Source organism: Bradyrhizobium sp. 191, assembly GCF_023100985.1.
Lineage (GTDB): Bacteria > Pseudomonadota > Alphaproteobacteria > Rhizobiales > Xanthobacteraceae > Bradyrhizobium > Bradyrhizobium diversitatis.
This window is the reverse complement of record NZ_CP064692.1, coordinates 4,199,415-4,218,907: the sequence shown is the minus strand read 5'-3', so window position 1 is coordinate 4,218,907 and position 19,493 is coordinate 4,199,415. Positions and strand designations below refer to the sequence as shown.

The window sequence follows — 19,493 nt, the reverse complement described above, 5'->3', positions numbered from 1 at the left end:
TTCAACTTCCCGTCATTGGATCTCGCTCTCGTGTCCCGGACGCGGCGCGGCGTGTAGCGCCGCTCCGCAGAGCCGGGACCCAACAGAAAGTTGCGAGCGCCGGTCTTGGCGCACCGCTGAGAAGCGCTGCCATAGCGCGTCAAAGACGCGCGTAAACGCGCTTATGGCGTCCGGGGCACGAGGCCTACCCCCGCGCCATCGCCCGCTTCGCTACGGCCAGCCCCATCAACACGAACGCCGAGGTCACCTCGGGACCGCCGACCAGAATCCGCGTCGGCGTCTTCATCTTGTTCCATTCATAGGCGCGGAACGGGCCGCGGCGGCCGCCTTCGCCCAGGCTTGCGATGATGACGTTCAAAGCCGGCGCAAAGGCGCGCGGGTCGGCGCCGAGATGGCCGAGCGCGATCAGCGCGAGCGCGGCGTCGAACACGTTCATCTCGGCCGCCATCAGCTCGCCCTTGACGTAGGACAGCACGCGGTGGCGGATGAAATCGAAATCGCCTTCGGGATCGATCGCGGCCTGCGCCGCCAGCGGCAGTGCCAGGAAAGCGGCATAGCAGCGGCCGAAATAGGCGCTGTAGAGCTCCGGCAGGTAATAGATGTGTGAGCGCGGATTGGCGAAGGCGCCGCTGGCCGCCAGGCGCTTCTGGAAGCCGATGATCCGATGCACGGTGGCGAGCCGCGCCGGCGTCTCCAGAATCTTCCAGCGCGCAAGATTGCGGAAGCTGACCTCGAGAATGTCGAGATTGAGCGTCGGATCGAGATCGTTGCCGTAAGGGCGCTCGCCGTCGAGATTGTCGATCCAGGTCGCAACCCCGCCCTCATAGTCGATATTGTCGTTGAGGGGCACGGTCACGCGCGGCGCGTTGACGCCGGCGCGCACCTGATAGCCCGAGTAGAAATCCAGCAATGGCTGGTCGATGATGGGATCGGTGCAGCCGGCCTGCGTTGCCGCGGAGATCGAGCACGCCGTGGTGTCGCAATCCGGCACGTAGATTCCAAAGCCGAGATCCTGCTTGATCTGCGCGAAGTAGCGGGAAAAGCGTGGATGCGGCGCCGGCGCGAGCGCGGTGACGACGTTGAAGCGCGCGCCGTCGATGCCCTCGACCTCCTCGCGGCTGATGTTGACGCAGAAATCGACCATGTCGGCGATCGCGCGCTCCGCCGCGACCTTGTCGGCGACCGAGGCGAGCCCGGTCTCGACATAGCTCAGCAGCGCCTCGATGAAGAACGCATCGTAATAGGCCGAGCGGTGGCGGATCTGCACCGGCTCCCACATCGGTTCGGCAATGCCTTTCCAGGGCGGATTGACGACGTCGCGCGCCGGCGAGCGCGCAATGAAGACGCGGGCGAGATTGAACAGCAGCGAGGAGTTCTTGTAGCCGCGCGCATTGAGGCCCGTCAGTGCCATGATCAGCTCGCGTCCGCGGAAATCGGGATCGCCGATCAGGTTGAAGGCGGCATAGGTCGGCAGGAAACCGTTTCGGCGATACGAGCCGAGCAGATGCTGTGCGCAGTCGCGGATCGCGCCGTCGATCTGCGCGCCCTGCGGCATGGCGGCGGTGAAGGGCACCGGCGGCGGCCTGGGGTGGTCGAGTGCGATGCCGTCGACGAGATCGGCGATCGGCCGCCCGACCGCCGCCCAGTCGGGCTCGGCCTCGTCGCGGGCGTGGACGAGTGCCTCCCGCAGTCGGGTCAGCCTGGCTTCGTCGCGCAGCTCGGGCAGGCCGGCGCGGCGGAGCAGGATGCGGAGCGCAGGATTGCCGAGTGCGGTCTTGTAGAATTTGGCCAGATGCAGATCGCCGCTGGTCGTGTCAGACAATACGGGATCGCAGACGTCGTAAAGCGAGGGGCCGTCCTTCCGCGCCGTCAGCGCCCGGCAAGCGGCGCCGGCAAAATAATGAAAGCTCATGAAATACCTGGTCGCGGGGGCTCGTCCGGGGCCGGCGAGCGCGCAGCTGTCCGCACACCACCCCCTGCAAGTCTTTGAAAAAGCTACCCGGATTCGCAGGAAAAACAAATGTGATAGACGTCACAAAAAAGCCGGCACGAGGCCTGCATGACGGCCTCCGGAATGTTACGGGGGCGTCAAGAATGAAGCCATTCAGCTCGGAGAATTAACTAACCTATTCAGTGACTTATCTCAAATTTGGAGCAATCTATTGCCCGAAGGCCTATATGCGGTTAAGGGTTTGTTTGGTGCGGCGCCGCAAATTGCGCGCAATTCGGGGGCACTCCCCCGGCCAATCCCTCAAACCTAAAGACGCTATCGCGCTACTCAAACAGTGTGCGCGCGCGTGGCTGGTCTTTGGCACAGGAAACGAACCGAGATGAATGTAAAGCAGCTCGACCTTTCCAGACGCACGATCGCCTTCGCCGCAGCCCTCATCGGCACGGTGTCGCTGGTGATCGGCGCCCATGCTGCTCTCAACATGCGTGCGATCGACGCCGCCAAGGCCGTCTCGACCGACCAGATCACCGGTTCGATCGGCCAGACCTCGCGCCTGGCTCTGGTCATCGGCAACGGACACTATCCCGACGCCAGCGCGCCGCTGACGCAGTCGATCAACGACGCCCGTGCGCTGTCCTCGTCGCTGCGCAAGAACGGCTTTGACGTCGACATGGTGGAAGACGCGACCAAGGACGACATGGTCCGCGCCGTGGGCCGCCTGAAGTCCCGGATCAAGCACGACAGCGTCGTCATGCTGTTCTTCGGCGGCTTCGGCGTGCAGGCCGGCCGCGAGAGCTACATGCTGCCGGTCGATGCCGTGATCTGGAAGGAAAGCGACGTCCGCCGCCATGGTGTCTCCATCGAGGGCGTGCTCGAGATGATGAAGGAGCAGGGCGCCAAGGCCAAGCTCGTCGTGGTCGATGCCTCCCGCCGCAATCCTTACGAGCGCCGCTTCCGCTCCTACAGCCACGGCCTCGCGCCGATCAGTGCGTCGGACAATGCGCTGATCCTCACTTCCACCTCGCCCGGCAAGGTCGTCGACGACGGCAAGGGCGAGCACAGCGTGCTGGTCAGCGAGTTCCTCAACAACCTCAGCAAGCAGGGCAGCGCCGAGAGCGTCTTCAACAAGACCCGCCTTGCCATCTCCCGCGCCAGCGAAGGCGACCAGGTTCCGACCGTTTCCTCCTCGCTGCTCGAAGACGTCCAGTTCGGCGAAGCCGGCGGCTAGGCTTTTCCAGGCTTTGCGATGTGCGTGTTGTTGCGCACATCTGTATCCACATCGTCATTGCGAGCGCAGCGAAGCAATCCAGATTCTTTCCGCGGAGGGACTCTGGATTGCTTCGCTGCGCTCGCAATGACTGTTGTGACGACTACTTCGCAGCTTCCGCGCTCGCCATCACCGGGCGCACCGGATCGCCTTCGCGCAGCAAGGCGCCGGCGCGGGCGACGACGACATCGCCTTCATTGAGGCCGTCGCGGACCTCGATGTTGCCGCCCGACATCAAGCCCACCTCGACACGCTTGGTCTCGACGCGGTTGCGGCGGATCACCTGCACCACGGTGCCCGCGGATGAATACTGCACGGCGGTCAGCGGCACCGCAACGTTGCAACTCTGTCCGGTCTTGATCAGCGCGCGCCCGCTCGCGTTCAGGAGCAGACGCTTCTGCGATGAGATGCCGATATAGACCATCCCCTGCTGGATGTTCGGCTCGACGGTCGCGCCGATGCGGCGCACCTTGCCGCCGATGTCGTCGGCGCCTGCGATCCACACGCTCGCCTGCTGATTGACCGCGAGCTTGCGTACATCGGTCGTGGCCACGAGGCCGACGAGATCGTATTCGCTGCGCGCAACGATCGTGAACAGCGCCTCGCCCTTGGGCGAGGCGAAGTTGCCGATCTGCGCAGTCGAGGTTGCGATCACGCCCGCCACCGGTGCGGTGACCTGAAGCGAGCCGCCTTCGGGCAGCGCCAGCCGGGCCAGCACCTGTCCGGCGGTGGTGGTGTCGCCCGCTTCCGCCAGCACCTCCGTGACCTTCAGGCCGGGACGCTCGGGCCGCACCGAGGTTTGCTCGCGCGCGACGATCGTGCCGGTCGCCTCGACGATATCGGAGAAGCAGGATTTCGCGACCTTCAGCACCGTGACCGCCGGCCCCTTGGGCGCGTCGTCATCGGCGGCTGCGGCCGGACGGGGGCTGAGGACGAGCAGGCCGGCGACGGCTGCGGGACACAGGCTTCGACCAACGGCACGGGGCAGATGACGCATCGGAAATTCCACAGGGGCTATGTCTCCAATCGATAGCAGATGGCCGCCGCCCGCACTATGGCGGCGTCGTCGCAAAGCAGGATGCCGCGCCGCAGGCGGTCGCGGCAAGTCTTTGATTAGTCGCGGGATTGGAGAACAGGTTCGCGCTTCTGGGCGTGCTTTGCCGTGGCCGTCCGGGCTCCCGGGTGCGGCCGATCACGGTATTCTCATCTGCCAGAGCCAGCTGTATGGAATTAGGATCAGGAACGATGCGGCGTTGCTGCCGTACAACTCGTGGTCGAAACGGGATGCAGCAGTTCGTATGCGAGCAGAATATCGTCCATTTCGAGCGGCTGCTCAATGAGACGAGCGACCCGACGGTCCAGAGTACCGTGCGCGCGCTGCTGGCGTCGGCGAAGCGCCAGTTGGCGTTGCTGAACTCGGCCGCGTCCGGCGCCGATTCGACGCCGCTCGACCAGCGCCGGCGGCAGCATATCGACGGCGCAACGATCCGGCGGCAATTCCAGCCGGAGTTCGATAGCTCGCCGCACCCCTACATGTTACTGGATCCCGGCCCGGGGCTGTCCATTGTCGACATCAACGACGCCTATGCGGCGGCGACCTTCATCAGCCGGGTCGACGTGGTCGGCCGGTCCCTGTTCGAGATATTTCCTGACAATCCCGACGATCCGCTCGCCGATGGCGTCAGCAATCTCTACGGCAGCTTGCGGATCGTCGGCGAGACGGGGCAGGCCCATGCCATGGCGATCCAGCGCTACGACATCCGGGATCCCGCCGGCACCTTCGTGGAGCGTCATTGGCAGCCGATCAACTCGCCGATCCATGACACGGCCGGCCATCTGGTCTTCCTCCTGCACCACGTCGAAGACGTCACGACGGAGGTTACAGCGCGGCGTTAACCGTCAGCCGCGTCGATCACCCAGCAGCTTGCCGGTGGCCCGATCGATCAGGTGCAGCCGCGTGCAGGCCGGGCATGACACGGACACGTGTGTGCGATCAGAGGGCTCATCGGTAAGCCGATGCTGCACGTTCAAGCCAGTCTGGGGGCATTTGAAGACAATCTGTCGATCCATGGCCGGAGATATGCCGCCAAGCCGGACCTTGCGAAATTACGGATGTTTACGTAGGTCGGCCGCGGTCTCTCACGACAGGTCCAATGCTGTAGTGAACCAATGCCGTGCGAACGCATTGAACCGGCATGCCCCGTGAAAACGATCTCGAAGGCAAGCCCGACATGGGCGGCAAGCATGGCGGTCAAGCCGGCCAGCCCAAGCTTCCGCCACGTCCGCGCGAGGGCGAGCGCGACGAGGACGTCGTGGCAAAGCGCCACACCGGCCAAACCGATCGCGCGTCGTCACCGACCAAACCAAAATAGCACCTCGTCCGCCCGCATGCTGTTGGACGGTCGTTGCGCCGTGGAACGGCGGCATCGCCACGCCGTTAGCCTCGCGCGACGGACGCGAGAGATGGAAATGGAGGCTGGCTCGTGTTTTGGATCTATTGGAACACCGCCTGGTCGCTGATCATCAGCGGCATCATGGTCGCCACCATCGTCAGCCATCCCGACGCCGAATTCGCCGAAGTGCGGGCGGCCCGGCGAACGTTGTGAGCTTCCCGAGCGCGCGGGTTTGCGCCTGTTCTGGCGAGGTCCTGCAGCAGCCCGTCAGGCCTTGCCGCCACCGTGATCCCTGTTGTCGTCAGCCGGCAGCCCGCCGCGGCCTGACCGATGTGCCGAAGGCCGCGGGCCGCGCTCCCGTGACGTAGTCGGGAAGCTGAAATTTGCGCCGGTAATCCTTCGGTGACACGCCGGCCTGCTTTCGAAACAAGCGGCGGAACGACGCCACGTCCTCGTAGCCGACCTCGCGGCAGATGTCCTCGATGCCTGTTTCCGTCGTCTCGAGCAGTTGCTTGGCTTCCTCGATGCGCAGCGTCTGCACATAGGCGAGCGGCGAATAGCCGGTCGCTGCCCGGAAGCGGCGGTCGAAAGAGCGCTTCGGCAATCCGGAGTGGTGCACCAGCGCCGCAATGAGGTCCTGCCGCTGGTAGTTCTGCGCGATGTAGTCCTGGCACTTGCTGATCACGCCGTCGCCGTGATCCACGTTCTGCACCATCGAGGCGAACGGCAATTGTCCTTCGCGATGCCACTGGTAGAGAAAGAGTTTCGAGATGCGAATCGCCTCTTCCGTACCGCCGTATTTCGCGACGATCAGCAGCGCGAGATCCTGCCAGGATGATGCACCGCCCCCGCAGACGAGATTGTGACCGGGCCCGTTCTGCACCAGCACGCGCTCCATGCGAAGCTTGACCTTGGGGAAATGCTTTCGAAACACCGGCTCGTAAACCCAGTGCGTGGTTGCCTCGTATCCGTCGAGCAGGCCGGCCTCGGCGAGCACGAGAGACCCGCCGCACGATCCGTACATCTGCGCGCCCGCTTCGTGCATCCGCCTGATCCATGCGATGAGCCGGCGATCGAGCACGGCGGTGCCCGTCTCCGTGGTGACGATGACATTCGGCACGAACACGATGTCGGTTGACTCAACCTGATCGACCAAGTCCTGCGGCAGGATGCTGACCCCGGTGATCAGCGTGATCGGGCCAGGTTCGGCACCCACCAGCCGCGGCTCGAACAGGCCCTCCGGCGTGCCGCCCTTGACGCCGTCCCAGATCCGTCCCGCGCCCCACAGCGTGTCGAACACGCCGTAGATGATCGACGGATCGCATTCGGCGAACACCGGAATACTCACGCGTACACGTCCACGTGACATTCTGCAGCCTTTGGCTCGATTGGCTCGAAGCTGACTATTCTGCCTCTGCATCGCCAAGTCCAGACACCGTATGTCGCACCTCACCGGGCGCATTGTCCGCGCCTTCGAAGGAGCAAGTCATGAACCTGGATGAGAAGAAGCTCGAGCAGCTGCTTGGCCTCGTCGTCAACGAACTCGGCGCCGCCTCCAATGCGGCGTTGGTCGTCCTCGGCGACCGGCTGGGACTATTCCGCGCGCTGGCCGACAGCCCGATGTCGTCAGCCGAGCTGGCCAGGCGAACGGGGACTCACGAACGCTACGTTCGCGAATGGCTGTCCGCACAGGCGGCTTCCGGCTTCGTGAGCTTTGATGCGACGAAAGACACGTTCAGCATGACACCGGAGCAGAAGGCCGTATTCGCCGATGAGAACAGCCCGGTCGCGATGGTGGGCGGCTTCAGCCTGCTGCCGGCGGTCTATCACGACGAGCCGCGACTGGCCGAGGCGTTCAAGACCGGCAAGGGCCTGCGCTGGAGCGATCACTGCAATTGCATGTCGTGCGGCGTCGACCGCTTCTTCCGGCCCGGCTATCGCGCGCATCTGATCGCCGAATGGCTGCCTGCGCTGGGCGGCGTCGTCGAGAAGCTGGAGCGGGGCGCCAAGGTCGCAGACGTCGGTTGCGGCCATGGCTATTCGACCCGGCTCATGGCTGAAGCATTCCCGAACTCGGACTTCATCGGCATCGACTACGACGAGGCCTCGATCGACTGCGCACGGGCCGAGATCTCCGGCGTACGCAATCTGCGATTCGAGGTCGCCAAGGCGCAGGATTTCGCCGGATCCGGCTTCGATCTCGTGACGATGTTCGATGCGCTGCACGACATGGGCGACCCCGTCGGCGCCGCCCGCCACATTCGTTCAGCGATGAAGAACGACGGCACGCTGATGCTGGTCGAGCCGGCGGCGGGCGACAGCCTTGCCGACAATCTCAATCCGGTCGGGCGGGTTTACTACGCCGGCTCCACCCACATCTGCCTTCCGACGTCGCTGAGCCAGGACGTCGGTCTGGGCCTGGGAGCGCAGGCCGGCGAGAAGCGCATCGCGCAGGTGTTGCGGCAAGGCGGCTTCTCGCAGATCGGCAAGGCTGCCGCCTCGCCCTTCAACATGATCCTGGAGGCGCGGCCATGAGGGGCGCGCACATCCTTGCGCGCATCGGCGCGATTGCGGTCGAACCGCACGCGAGGCAGCCGTGATTGACGTCGTCGTCCACCTCCTCCTCGCCCGCGCTTCGCTGGCGGCCGGCCTGTCTCGCCTGTCTTGGAGGCGGCTGGCTGCGCTCGGCCGCCGCGGATGGCGCGCGTTCTGGACGGTCACGGCGGGGGCGTGAATGACGCCGATGCTAGGCCGCAACCGCCTCCGCCGGGAGACAAGCCCGGGCATGGCGGCCTCGCGTCAACGATGAAGCCTCACCGCCTGATCTCCCATCGCAGCGCCTCCGCATTTGGTGGCGCGGTCGGGCGAGGTGAAGGCGAGATCGGTGTTGTCGGACACGGTGAAGCCGGGCGGCGGGCCGGAGGCAGCGAGTGCGGGTGAAGCGGCCACCGTCAGGACCAGCGCCAGTCATCGGGCGGGACGGCGAAATACGGCCACGGGAAATTCCTTGAAGACATGCCGCGCTGCGGCCTCGACGATTGGACGCCGGCGGGGTGGCCCCGGTTCATCCCGGGCGCCGGGACGGAGGCTTATCATCCCATCGAACGTCTTGCTGCCGCAGCCAAATCGGCGCACTTTGCCGGCCTCGGCTGATTTGCCACCCAAGGTCCTTTTCAGATGATCACCGCATCCAAGGCCCTCATTGCCCTCTGTCTGCTCGCACTGGCCGGCACCGCACTGGTGATCGGCCCGACCGGGCTGCGCCGCCTGTTGCCGTCCGGGATGGAGACCGCCGTCGCCGCCAAGCCGGAGGCCAAGCCCGAACCCAGAGCTGAACCCAAAGCGGAGGCCAAGGCCGAGCTCAAGCCGGAACAGCCAAAACTCGCCGGCGGTTCGCCGCCGGCCCCGGCCGCCGGGCCGAAGGCGGGCGCGCTGGCCGAGACGCAGAACCAGGTCACGGCCGCGCTCGCCGATCTCGCGCCGGTCAAGCCGCCGCCGGCGGTTGCGGAGAGCGGCCCTCGTTTCGACGTCGCCCGCGTCGACGATCACGGCGAGGCGGCGGTGATCGCGGGCCGCGCCACGCCGGGCGCAAGGGTCGAGCTGCTGCGCGACGGCAAGGCGCTCGATAGCGTCGTCGCGGACGCCTCGGGCCAGTTCGTCATGACCCCGCCGCAGCTTCCCTCCGGTTCCTATGAATTGACGCTCCGGGCCAAGGCGCCGGACGGCACGGTGACGGAGTCCGGCCGGACCATGCCGGTGACGATCGCCGCGGCGGCGCCGCCGCCCGCGCGGCCCACACCGGCCGCGAAGCAAGATGCGGGACAGGAGCCGAAGCAGGCCGAAAAGCCCGACGACAAGCCGGACGTCGTGGCTGCTCTGCCATCGGCCTCGCCGCGCCTGGCTTCAGCGCCTGACAGGCAGGCAGCCCGGCCGAGATTGACCGGCGCGCCGAAACCCAAGGTCCTCGCGCGTGCGCCGGCGGACACCACGGTCGCATCGGCCTCGCCGGCGGACGTGCTCACCACCGCACCGGCGCCGGCCGGCGGCAGCCGGGTCATTGCCCGTGGCGACAGTCTGTGGGCTCTGAGCCGGCTCGCCTATGGTGACGGCGCCCGTTACGCGGTGATCTTCAAGGCCAACCGCGACAAGATCAACAATCCCAATCTGATCTATCCCGGCCAGACTTTCGTGATGCCGCAAAAGGCGGAGTGACGGCACGCTCCATCCTCTCCCCGCCCAGGCAGGCGTGTTGAAAGTCGCCTGTCCGCGGGCCGAGCGCGCGGTGGCCCGCGACGCTTTGCCCTGTGTCTCTCCGGAACAATCGGTTCCCTCGCGCGTCATTGTGCTGCGACGCATTGCGCTTGGTGCTGGGAGGAGGCCGAGGTGGCCAGTTCGGCGATCATGTCGGGACGCATGGGACTGGCACTGGCCGGCGCGACCCTCGTGATTGCGGCAGTGTTGCTGCCCAGCAAGGCGGAGGCGCAGTTCGGATTGCGCGGCGGTCCGGTTGGCGTTGCACGCTTCGCGGTCGGCCACATGCTCGGCCTGTCGCGCCTGCGCCATTCCCGCATGGCCGTGCGCGGCAGCCGATACCGCTCCGCTGCGCTGCGGTCGCAAGATCTGCGCGGGGCCGAGCGCGGACAGCTGTCCAATCCCTACGTCCTGCGTGCGGCCCTCACCGCGCAGGCGGCGCTATCGGGCTGGCATGGCGGCCGACGCCCGCAAGGCTGGTGGCGCCATCCCGACGGCAGCTACGGCTGGGTCGGCCCGGTGTTCTGGCCGTTCGCGCATGATGATCTCACCACCGCGATCATGTTCGGAGACACCACCAGCCTTTCGTTCTACGGCTATGGCGACATCTATGCCGCGATCTTCTCGCCCTATGCGGCGACGGAGCTCGCCGCCTATACCGCGCCGCAAAGCCGGCGTGGACGAAGGGTCCCGACGGCGGAGACGCTCTGCGAGGCCAGCGACACCGGCGGCCTGCCGGTCGACCGCATCGCCGCGGCCGTGACACCGAACGAGCCGCAGCGCACCGCGCTCGACGAGCTCGCATCCGCCTGGAATGCGTCGCGCGACGCCATTCACACCGCCTGCCCGGAGCAGGCGCCCGCGACTGCGTCGGAACGCCTCGGCCTGATGCGCGAGCGCCTCGAGGCCATGATCAAGGCGATTGACGCCATCGAAGCGCCGCTGGCGAAATTCACCGGTCTCCTCAATGACGACCAGAAGGCCAGGCTCAATGCCCTCGCCAGCGACCGTCGCGCGGCACTGGCGTCACATCAGCCAAAGGATTCGCAGAAGGATGCGGCCAGGGATGCGCAGGCCGCCGCCTGCCGGCCCGACTACGATCCGCGTTATGACGAAAAGGCGCAGCGCCAATACGAGCAGCTGGTCCAGCAGCAATGGCCCGCAAACGACATTGCCTCCACGCTCCACCTCGACGAGGTGGCCCGCGCCCGCCTCGAGGTGCTCCAGGACACCACCCTGCGCACCATGCAGACGCTCAGCGCCTGCCCGACCGAGCCCGCCGCGACACCGCAAGCCCGCCTCCCGGCCGTGAAGGCGCGGCTGCAGACGATGCTGCAAGCCGTCGGCGACGTCACCGATGCGCTCGACGATTTCCAGGCGGATCTGAGCGACGAGCAGAAGGCCGGGTTCGAGGCGATCGGGCCGAAGCGGGGGGCGTGAGGCCGAAGCCGCAACGCCTCCCGTGAAGGTCGCTAAAGCATGATCCGGAAAAGTGCGCAGCGGTTCTCCGAAAAGATCATGCTGAAACAACAACCTAAAGCGCGACGACGATTCATCCTCGCGCTTTAGCCGACCTCCCGCCGGACCTTCGCCGCTGCGTCGCACATGGCCTTCAGCTTCCCGAACGCAGTCGCGCGCGGCATGTATTTCATGCCGCAATCCGGCGCCGGGACGAGACGATCCGGCGAGACATATTTCAGCCCGTTGCGGATGCGCTCTGCGACGGTATCGACGCTCTCGATCGCGGGATCCGCGAGGTCGAGCACGCCGAGCATGATCTTCTTCGACGACAGGTCCTTGAGCACGCCGAGGTCGAGCTTCGGCTGCGCCGCCTCGATCGAAATCTGGTCGGCGGTGGTGTCGTCGAGCTCGGCCAGGAAGGAATAGCCGGCCGGCTTGTTCGAGCCCGGCACGACCGCGGCATAGCCAAAGCAGAGATGCACCACGGTGGGCACCGTGATCCCTTGCAGCGCGCGATTGATCGCCTTGACGGCATAGCGCTTGGCGAGCTCCGGATTGTTGCGCACCCAGGGCTCGTCGAGCTGGATCACGTCGGCGCCAGCCTTTTGCAGATCGAGCGCCTCGGCATTGACGGCCTCGGCGAGAGCCATCGCGAGCTCTTCCTCGTCCTTGTAGTACTCGTTCTTGGCCTGCTGGCTCATCGTGAACGGGCCGGGAAGGGTGATCTTCGCCGCGCGCTCGGTGTTCTCTCGCAGGAACTGCATGTCATGCAGCTCGACCGGGCCCTTGCGCCTCACAGGGCCGACGACGCGCGGCACCGGCGTCTGGGTGTTGCCCGTGCGCGCCACGATCATTGCGGGATTGTCCCCGTCGATGCCGTCGAGCGCGGTAGCAAAGCGATTGGAGTAACTCTCGCGGCGGATTTCGCCGTCGGTCACGATATCGATGCCGGCGCGCTCCATGTCGCGGATCGCGACGATGGTGGCATCGTCCTGGGCTTCTTCCAGGTGTTCGGGCGGCAACCGCCACATGTCGTGCAGGCGCGTGCGCGGCACCACCTTCGACAGCATGGCGCGATTCACCAGCCATTCCGGCTGCGGATAGCTGCCGACCACGGTGGTCGGCAGGATGTGTGCTGGCATGGGCATGGGGCTCTCCTTCTTCTTGTCGTTGTGGCATGTCGTTGTTGAGCGCGGCTGTTCAGGCCGCGCGCGTTGCCGCGACTGAACCCTCGTCCTTGACGGGATTGCTCAGGATGCCGATGCCGGAGATCTCGATCTCGACGACGTCGCCGCCCTTCATCCACAGCGGCGGCGTGCGATAGGCGCCGACGCCGCCGGTCGTGCCTGTCACGATCACGTCGCCCGGCACGAGCTCCGTGAAGGTCGAGCAATAGGCGAGCAGGGCCGGCACGTCGAAGACGAGATCGGAGATCGGAGCCTTCTGCACTTCGACGCCGTTGAGCCGGGTAATCAGCGTCTGCTTTGCGATATCGGTCAGCTCGTCGGTCGTGACCATCCAGGGCCCGAAGCCGCCGGTGCCGGCAAAATTCTTGCCCGGCGCGAATTGCGAGGTGTGGCGCTGCCAGTCGCGGATGCTGCCGTCATTGTAGCAAGCGTAGCCGGCGACATGGCTGAGCGCAGCTTCACGCGAGATGCGGCGGCCGGCCTTGCCGATGATGACGGCCATCTCACCTTCATAGTCGAAGCGTTCCGATTCCTGCGGACGGATCATCGGCTGGCCATGGCCGACCTGGCTGTTGGCGAAGCGGGTGAAGATCATCGGATGCGCCGGCGTCGGATGGCCGCTCTCCGCCAGATGGGTGGCATAGTTGACGCCGATGCAGAAGATCTTGTCGGGATCGGGAATGGTCGGCAGCAGCGCGACGTCCTGCAACGCGTAGTCGGGCTTCTCGCCGGCGAGTTGCTTCAACTCGTCGAGCGACCCCTTCGCGAGCAGCGCCTTCAAGGTCGGATATGCCTTCAGGCGCTTGCCGGCATCGATGACACCTTTGTCGGTGACGATGCCATAGCTCGCAGTACCTGATATCGTGAAGCTTGCAACTTTCATCGGTCAAACACTCTCTTCAATGCAGGAGACATAGTCGTTGATCGGAAGGACGATCTCGCCACAGCGGATCGGAACGCATTGCGGCGGGAAATCCTGGCGGAAGCGCGCGCCGGCGGCACCGGCGCGGTCGAGGAACAGCTCCAGATGAGCCATCGCGCCGGTTGGAAGATCGTGCAGCACCATCAGCGTCCAGGGCTGTCCGTTGCACTGGTCGAGCGCGCGCTCGGTCCAGCCGTCGGGGTCGTCCCAGTCGCGCGGAATGGAATTCCAGAGCACGCAGCTGTGTTTTTTGCGCGCGAGATAGTCGACGACGGAGGGCTTGAGCAGCCGCGTGTCGAGATTGCCGCCGCCGCCGAACGGCCGGAACCAGCGCTGCGGATGTGCGAGATCGCCAATCGCGTCCTGCGTGCGTCCGATCTCGTTCTCTGCGGTATCTCGCCCCGATTGCTCACCGAGCGGAATGCTATGCGTAAAGGTGTGATTGCCGATCCAATGCCCCTCACGGTGCGCGCGCTCCGCAAGGCCGCGCCGCTCGGGATCGGCAAGCTTCTCGCCGATGACGAAGAAGGTGGTCTTGATTCCGCGCTCGCCGAGAATGTCGAGCACGCGCGGCGTCACCTCAGGGTCGGGACCGTTGTCGAATGTCAGGGTCAAGTCGTACACGCGCGTACCTCAGGTCGCCGGCTGCATCGCGCTGGAAGCGATGTCGTCGTTGGCCTGACCGGCGCGGGTGCCGGTCTGCCAGATCGCCGCCTTGCGCTCGATCCACCGGATCACGGCGTTGAATCCGATCGCAAGAAACAGCACGAGCAGCACGCCCGCGAATACGTGCGGGCTGTCGAGGATCGTCCGGTAGCGCGAGATCAGGTAGCCGATGCCCGCCGAGGAGATCAGCATCTCCGAGACCACGACGCCGACGATGACCAGCGCACCGCCGACGCGCAGACCCGACAGCACCGTCGGGATTGCCGCCGGGATAATGACGCGGACCAGCCGCTGGCTCAGCGTCGCGCCCATGCTGCGGGCTGCGAGCAAGAGTTGCGGATCGATGGTCTGGATGCCGGCGGCGGTCGCGAGCATCGTCGGCAGGAAGCCGTAGATCGAGGCGAATGCGATCTTGGACTCCGAGCCGATGCCAAGCCACACCGTGAAGACGGGATAGAGGATCACAAGCGGCACCGCATAGAGGCTCGACACCATCGGCATGATCAGCACGCGCGGACGCGGCAGGCTGCCGACGATGGCGCCGAGCAGGATGCCGCCGCCGCAGGCGAACGCCATGGAGACCACGACCTCGTAGAGGGTGACAGCAAGCGCATGACCGTATTCGCCGGCGTCTGTCCATCCCGCCATCAACGTGGACGACAGCGACGGCAGGAACAGTTCCGGGATGAGCCCGGCGCGCGGCAACAGCTCCCACAGCGTGATCAGGCCGATCACGATCAGATGTCGCAGCGTCTTCGCACTGATCCTGGCACTCATGTCCGCCTCACGCCGATTTGCGGATGTGCCGCCAGATGCGGTCGCGCAAGCTCCCGAAGGCATCGCCGCTCAGCATCTCGTAGGTGCGCGGCCGCGGCAGCTGGACCTGGAGATGGTCCACGATGCGGCCGGGCCGTGCCGACATGACGATCACCTCGTCGGCGAGATAGACGGCTTCGGTCAGGCTGTGCGTGACGAACACGACCGTCTTGCCGGTCGCCGCCCAGATGCGCAGCAGCTCGTCGCCCATGGTCATGCGCGTCTGCTCGTCCAGCGCTGCGAATGGCTCGTCCATCAGCAGCACCGGCGGGTCCTGCACCAGCCCGCGCGCGATCGAGACGCGCTGCTTCATGCCGCCCGAGAGTTCGTGCGGATGGCGCTTGCCGAAGCCGTCGAGCCCGACCAGCTTGAGCGCATCCTGCGCCTTGGCTCGCCGTTCAGCCTTGGGGACACCCCGCAACGCCAACGGAAACTCGACATTGTCCTCCGCCGTCAGCCACGGAAACAGGCTCGGCTCCTGGAATACCACGCCGACCCTGTCGGGGTCGGGCTGCAGGATCGGCGCGCCGCTGATCGTGATGGTGCCCGCGGTCTGCTGACGCAGCCCCGCCATCATCATCAAAAGGGTCGACTTGCCGCAGCCGCTCGGGCCGACCAGCACGACGAAGCGGCCGGGCTTGATCTCGAGCGAGACGTCCTCCAGCGCGATGACGTCCTGCGACCGGGTCTTGAACACCTGGCCGACATTCTTTACCTCGATCGCGCCGGCGCGCGCGGCGGGCTTGAGCGGGGTCACGTTCGCCAATGGCTGCATCGCGTTTCCACCCATCTGACAAGTTCGTTGAACGTCATGGCGATCGCGGCGACCATCACGACGCTGGCGAGGAGCTGCTTCATCTGGAAATTCTCGCCCCAGGTCGCGATCTGGTGGCCGATGCCGTCGCGTGAGGCGTACATCTCGGCGAGGATCACGCCGGTCAGGTTGAAGATCATGGAGATCCTGAGCGCCTCCAGCAGAACCGGCAGCATGCTCGGCAGGTAGACGCGGAACGCCGTCTGCATCGGCGTGGCGCCATAGGAGCGCGCCACCGTCAGATGCTCGATCTTGACGGACTCGACCGCCGTCGTGGTCGACATGATCACGATGAAGATGGTGGAGAAGAAGCCGAAGCCGACCTTCTGGGCAAAGCCGACGCCGAACACCAGGATGAACATCGGCAGGAAGATCGATTTCGGGATGCTGAAGGCGAAGAACAGCAGCGGCTTGGCGACATCGGCGAAGTAGCGGTTCTCCGCAACCAGGAAGCCGATCACCGCGCCAAAGGGGACGGCCAGCGCGAACGCGGCCAGCACCTCGGTCGCGGTCACCATCAGGTCCTTCTGCACGGCCGCGCGTTGCAGGAGATCGCCGAGCGTCACGAACGTGTCGGACGCCGACGGCAGCAGGCGCGGATTGACGATGCCGGTGCGCGACAACACCTCCCACAGCGCAAGGATCGCGACGATGATCGCGATCCGCGCAAGGTTGATGGCAAGCGTGCTCTGCATGGCCAACTACTTGGTCGGGACGGGCTTGAACTTGGTCGAGATCACGTCCTCGGCGGGCACGATGTCCTTGAGCCCGCCGAGCTTGGCGAGGTCGAGTGAGAGCTGCACGGCGGCGCTCACGTTGGCCGCGCCCATGTCGCCGCTGGTCTCCAGCTTCATGATCGTGTTGTCGTATTCGAGGCCGGCGATCTCCGGCGGCATCTCGTAGAGCTCGGCGATCAGCTTGACCGTAACGTCGCGATTGGCGCGCATGAACGCGACCGCGCCGTAGAGCGCGTTCACCGCCTTCTGCACCAGCTGAGGCTTGGCCTCGGCGAATTTGTCGAGCACGATCCAGCCCGCGGTCAGGTTCGGCGGAACCGCGGTCGCGTAGTCGAGAATGGACTTGGCTTCGCCGGACTTCGAGATCTGGAAGCTCAGCGGCGAATAGACCACGGCGGCTTCGACATTGCCGGCCAAAAGGTTCGGCACCAGGCCGCCGCCGCCGACGGGGACGCGCGTGAAGTCGATCTTCTTGTCCTGGATGGTCCACAGCGCCAGCAGGTCCGAGCCCGAGCCGGCCGCGGTGATCGCCACCTTCTTGCCGTTGAGGTCCTTGACGTCGAGCGTCGATTTGGTCGGCACCATCAACTGCCAGCCGAAATTGCCCATTGCGGCGTTGGCGACGATGCGCGACATCACGCCCTTCTTGCGCCCGGCGGAGACCAGCGAGGGCGGATCGAGGATGATGTCGGCCGCGCCCGCAGCCATGCCTTCGAACGTCTCCGCACCGCTGCGGTAGATGGTCAGCTCGGCCTTGATGCCTTCCTTCTCGAACAACTTTTGCCGCACGGCGGTCTCGGCGATCGTGGTCGGCCAGTATGTTTTCGTGGGCAGGCCGACGCGAATGGTGTCGGCGGCGCTCGCGGGGCCGGCGAAAATTGCGGCGGCAACGAGCGTCATGAACGCGTGACGGCAATTGATCTTCATTCTTTCCTCCCGGTCTCTCTTTTTTTGTGTCGAATTTCTAGGGATCGTCAGGTCGTGCGGCTCACCTCCGCAATGCGCGAGGCGGCGAGCTCGACGAACTCCTTGGTGATGCCGAAATGCTTTGACAAGGCGCGAACTGCCGCATCCGCATCGCGCTTCAGCACGGCAGCGACGATCGCCTCGTGTTCGCCCTCGACGTCGCGCGGCTTGCCACCGAGCTCGCGTCGGATCGAGAGACGGCGATATCTCTCACTCTGCTCGTGCAGCACGTCGCGGAAGCCGAGCAGCCATGGCGAGCCGCAGGCGTTGACGAGCGCACGGTGGAAAATGCGGTGACGGATCACCCATTCCTCGTAGTGCACGGTCGGATCATCGGGGTAGTGATAGGGGACGCCTTTCAGGTCCGCCCAGGTCGACTTCACCGACGCGAGCCAGGCGTCATCGCCCCGCTCGATCGAACGGCGCAGCGCGAGGCCCTCGATGTCGATCCGGGTCTGTGTCACGTCGGCGAGATCGGCCAGCGACACCGGGCTCACGCGGAAGCCGCGCTGGTCCGACGCCTGCACGAGCCCGTCGGCGACGAGACGCGACAGAGCCTCGCGGACGGCGGCAAGGCTCACCGAAAACTGCTTGGCGAGGCCGGCGATGTGCAGCTTCTGGGCCGGCAGCAGGCGCGCCGCCAGGATATCGGCTCGCAGCCGCTCATGCAGCGCCGACGTCAGGCTGCGCGGACCATCGCCGGGGTTTCCGGACATGTCGAACTGAAGCGGACCCATCGCGGGATGATTGCAAGGCGCCACCCAGCGGTCAACAGAAAATCGAAAATCGATTTTATGGGCGCCACTGGCTATCCTACTACTATTATGTCGGCGGCGTGCCCGGCCGCGATAATTTCCGCCTGCATGACTGCAGCAAGGATCACGCCCACAACCATCTCGGCGGCACGATGCGGCCCTGCCAAGCCGTGCCCGAGATGAGCCCGCCTCTTGAAGGGAAAGGATATCTGAACTATGATATACAATGGATCTGTATATCATAGAGGCTCCCATGCTTGTTTCCAAATGGGGGAATAGCTTGGCGGTTCGCCTGCCCAAGGCGCTCGTCGACGCCCTGAACCTTTCGCCCGGCGACGAACTCAACGTGGTCGAAGCCTCGAAGGATCGGCTCGCAGTGGAGAAGATCGACAAGCGGGCGGAATTTCTCAGGCAAGCCGAGCAGTTCCACTTTCCCCTGCCTGACGACTACAAGTTCGACCGCGACGAGGCGAACGAGCGGTGAGGCCGTTCTTCGACAGTAATATCCTGATCTACGCCTATTCGACCGACATCCGCCGTCAGCGGGCACTGACCATGATTGCCGGCGGTGGCGTCATCAGTGCGCAGGTGCTGAACGAGTTCACCAATGTGTTGCGCAAGAAGCAGAAGCAGGATTGGCCGGTGATCGAGGCCGCCGTGCAGTCCCTGCGCTTTCGATTTCCCGATATCGCGCCGCTGACGTCGGACACGCACACGGCAGCGCTCGCACTGGCGCGCGATCACAACCTCGCCTTCTATGACGCCTTGATCGTCGCCGCGGCGATCGAGGCTGGCTGTGACACGCTCTACAGCGAAGATCTCCAGCATGGCCGCAGCTTCAGTGGGCTCACCATCGTCAATCCGTTTCCCGGGAGCACGCCGTGAACGCCCAAACCCTCGTCGCAAAAGTTTGGAATTTCGCGCACGTGCTGCGTGACCAGGGCGTCTCCTATCAGGCCTATATCTCCTCTTCCTCAAGATGGACGAGGAGCGCGTCACGCAAATTTGGGAAGCCTCAAGGCTGCCCAAAGGTGCGCGCTGGGAGGACATCAAGGACCTCTCTGGTGAGGCGCTGAGTGAGACCTACGCCAAGTCGCTAGAGAAGCTCGTAAAGCAGGGTGGCATCATCGGCGCGATCCTCCTGAAGGCGCAGAGCGATATTCGGGACCCTGCCAAGCTCAAGGGGCTGGTCGGCTGATTGACACCAGTGACGCGAATGCCAGAGACACCTCTGGGACAGGATGAGCCTTGGCCTAAAACCCAATGATGCCATCATGCGAGTGTTTTGCCCGACGTGTCAAAATTTC

Annotated in this window: 22 protein-coding genes; 10 read left to right on the top strand and 12 right to left on the bottom strand. The window is 65.2% G+C overall.

Features of this window, described 5'->3' with window-relative positions; translation table 11 throughout:
- Positions 1–184: 184 nt before the first annotated feature.
- Positions 185–1,912 (bottom strand): hypothetical protein, encoded by a 1,728-nt coding sequence (locus tag IVB23_RS19595; RefSeq protein WP_247799733.1) that lies wholly within the window; start codon positions 1,910–1,912, stop codon positions 185–187.
- Positions 1,913–2,330: 418 nt separating this feature from the next.
- Between IVB23_RS19595 and IVB23_RS19590 the strand changes: the two genes are divergently transcribed.
- Positions 2,331–3,179: a caspase family protein gene (locus tag IVB23_RS19590; RefSeq protein WP_061880305.1), complete on the top strand. Its 849-nt coding sequence runs from the start codon at positions 2,331–2,333 to the stop codon at positions 3,177–3,179.
- Between the two features lie 142 nt (positions 3,180–3,321).
- On the opposite strand, the gene IVB23_RS19585 is transcribed toward IVB23_RS19590, so the two are convergent.
- On the bottom strand, positions 3,322–4,215 hold the full coding sequence (locus IVB23_RS19585) for an HlyD family efflux transporter periplasmic adaptor subunit (RefSeq protein ID WP_061880344.1): 894 nt from the start codon (positions 4,213–4,215) through the stop codon (positions 3,322–3,324).
- 287 nt (positions 4,216–4,502) lie between these two features.
- Between IVB23_RS19585 and IVB23_RS19580 the strand changes: the two genes are divergently transcribed.
- The 3 genes from IVB23_RS19580 to IVB23_RS39355 all read left to right on the top strand — a co-directional run bounded on the left by IVB23_RS19580 (position 4,503) and on the right by IVB23_RS39355 (position 5,824).
- Positions 4,503–5,114, top strand: a complete 612-nt coding sequence (locus tag IVB23_RS19580; RefSeq protein ID WP_247799732.1) for a PAS domain-containing protein — start codon at positions 4,503–4,505, stop codon at positions 5,112–5,114.
- Between the two features lie 299 nt (positions 5,115–5,413).
- Complete coding sequence (locus IVB23_RS19575) at positions 5,414–5,590, top strand: hypothetical protein (RefSeq protein WP_156505135.1); 177 nt, start codon at positions 5,414–5,416, stop codon at positions 5,588–5,590.
- A 111-nt stretch (positions 5,591–5,701) separates the two neighbouring features.
- Positions 5,702–5,824, top strand: a complete 123-nt coding sequence (locus IVB23_RS39355) for a hypothetical protein (RefSeq protein ID WP_256469001.1) — start codon at positions 5,702–5,704, stop codon at positions 5,822–5,824.
- 88 nt (positions 5,825–5,912) lie between these two features.
- Here the strand turns inward: IVB23_RS39355 and IVB23_RS19570 are convergent, their stop codons facing one another.
- Positions 5,913–6,959 carry a helix-turn-helix domain-containing protein gene (locus tag IVB23_RS19570; RefSeq protein ID WP_247799731.1) on the bottom strand — a complete coding sequence of 349 codons (1,047 nt, stop codon included), beginning with the start codon at positions 6,957–6,959 and terminating at the stop codon, positions 5,913–5,915.
- A gap of 140 nt (positions 6,960–7,099) precedes the next feature.
- On the opposite strand from IVB23_RS19570, the gene IVB23_RS19565 reads away from it, so the two are divergent.
- Positions 7,100–8,146 carry a methyltransferase domain-containing protein gene (locus IVB23_RS19565; protein ID WP_247799730.1) on the top strand — a complete coding sequence of 349 codons (1,047 nt, stop codon included), beginning with the start codon at positions 7,100–7,102 and terminating at the stop codon, positions 8,144–8,146.
- Positions 8,147–8,410: 264 nt separating this feature from the next.
- Here the strand turns inward: IVB23_RS19565 and IVB23_RS19560 are convergent, their stop codons facing one another.
- Positions 8,411–8,560, bottom strand: a complete 150-nt coding sequence (locus tag IVB23_RS19560) for a hypothetical protein (RefSeq protein ID WP_247799729.1) — start codon at positions 8,558–8,560, stop codon at positions 8,411–8,413.
- Between the two features lie 228 nt (positions 8,561–8,788).
- Between IVB23_RS19560 and IVB23_RS19555 the strand changes: the two genes are divergently transcribed.
- Both IVB23_RS19555 and IVB23_RS19550 read left to right on the top strand, forming a co-directional pair.
- Positions 8,789–9,823 (top strand): LysM peptidoglycan-binding domain-containing protein, encoded by a 1,035-nt coding sequence (locus IVB23_RS19555; RefSeq protein ID WP_247799728.1) that lies wholly within the window; start codon positions 8,789–8,791, stop codon positions 9,821–9,823.
- A gap of 189 nt (positions 9,824–10,012) precedes the next feature.
- Positions 10,013–11,302: a Spy/CpxP family protein refolding chaperone gene (locus IVB23_RS19550; RefSeq protein WP_247804936.1), complete on the top strand. Its 1,290-nt coding sequence runs from the start codon at positions 10,013–10,015 to the stop codon at positions 11,300–11,302.
- Between the two features lie 125 nt (positions 11,303–11,427).
- Here IVB23_RS19550 and IVB23_RS19545 read toward each other — a convergent pair whose 3' ends face one another.
- The 8 genes from IVB23_RS19545 to IVB23_RS19510 are packed head-to-tail and all read right to left on the bottom strand — an operon-like array spanning position 11,428 to position 18,147.
- Positions 11,428–12,471 carry a uroporphyrinogen decarboxylase family protein gene (locus IVB23_RS19545; RefSeq protein ID WP_197488728.1) on the bottom strand — a complete coding sequence of 348 codons (1,044 nt, stop codon included), beginning with the start codon at positions 12,469–12,471 and terminating at the stop codon, positions 11,428–11,430.
- A 52-nt stretch (positions 12,472–12,523) separates the two neighbouring features.
- A complete protein-coding gene (locus tag IVB23_RS19540; RefSeq protein WP_247799727.1) occupies positions 12,524–13,393 on the bottom strand; it encodes a fumarylacetoacetate hydrolase family protein in 870 nt (289 codons plus the stop codon).
- Between the two features lie 3 nt (positions 13,394–13,396).
- Positions 13,397–14,056 (bottom strand): polysaccharide deacetylase family protein, encoded by a 660-nt coding sequence (locus tag IVB23_RS19535; protein WP_247799726.1) that lies wholly within the window; start codon positions 14,054–14,056, stop codon positions 13,397–13,399.
- A 9-nt stretch (positions 14,057–14,065) separates the two neighbouring features.
- Positions 14,066–14,875 (bottom strand): ABC transporter permease, encoded by an 810-nt coding sequence (locus IVB23_RS19530; protein WP_247799725.1) that lies wholly within the window; start codon positions 14,873–14,875, stop codon positions 14,066–14,068.
- Positions 14,876–14,882: 7 nt separating this feature from the next.
- Positions 14,883–15,689, bottom strand: a complete 807-nt coding sequence (locus tag IVB23_RS19525) for an ABC transporter ATP-binding protein (protein ID WP_247799724.1) — start codon at positions 15,687–15,689, stop codon at positions 14,883–14,885.
- The gene (locus IVB23_RS19520) at positions 15,668–16,423 is read right to left on the bottom strand and encodes an ABC transporter permease (RefSeq protein WP_247799723.1); all 756 of its coding nucleotides are present in this window, start codon (positions 16,421–16,423) and stop codon (positions 15,668–15,670) included. Before IVB23_RS19520 ends, IVB23_RS19525 begins: the two co-directional genes overlap by 22 nt.
- 6 nt (positions 16,424–16,429) lie before the next feature.
- Entirely contained in the window at positions 16,430–17,392 is a 963-nt protein-coding gene (locus IVB23_RS19515; RefSeq protein WP_247799722.1) for an ABC transporter substrate-binding protein, read from the bottom strand.
- 47 nt (positions 17,393–17,439) lie between these two features.
- Positions 17,440–18,147: a GntR family transcriptional regulator gene (locus tag IVB23_RS19510; RefSeq protein ID WP_245312060.1), complete on the bottom strand. Its 708-nt coding sequence runs from the start codon at positions 18,145–18,147 to the stop codon at positions 17,440–17,442.
- Between the two features lie 292 nt (positions 18,148–18,439).
- Between IVB23_RS19510 and IVB23_RS19505 the strand changes: the two genes are divergently transcribed.
- From IVB23_RS19505 to IVB23_RS19495, 3 genes are all read left to right on the top strand, one after another.
- On the top strand, positions 18,440–18,670 hold the full coding sequence (locus IVB23_RS19505; protein WP_061880347.1) for an AbrB/MazE/SpoVT family DNA-binding domain-containing protein: 231 nt from the start codon (positions 18,440–18,442) through the stop codon (positions 18,668–18,670).
- The gene (locus tag IVB23_RS19500; RefSeq protein WP_061880318.1) at positions 18,667–19,071 is read left to right on the top strand and encodes a PIN domain-containing protein; all 405 of its coding nucleotides are present in this window, start codon (positions 18,667–18,669) and stop codon (positions 19,069–19,071) included. Before IVB23_RS19505 ends, IVB23_RS19500 begins: the two co-directional genes overlap by 4 nt.
- Positions 19,072–19,165: 94 nt before the next feature.
- The gene (locus IVB23_RS19495; RefSeq protein ID WP_061880319.1) at positions 19,166–19,384 is read left to right on the top strand and encodes a hypothetical protein; all 219 of its coding nucleotides are present in this window, start codon (positions 19,166–19,168) and stop codon (positions 19,382–19,384) included.
- The last annotated feature ends 109 nt before the right edge of the window (positions 19,385–19,493 follow it).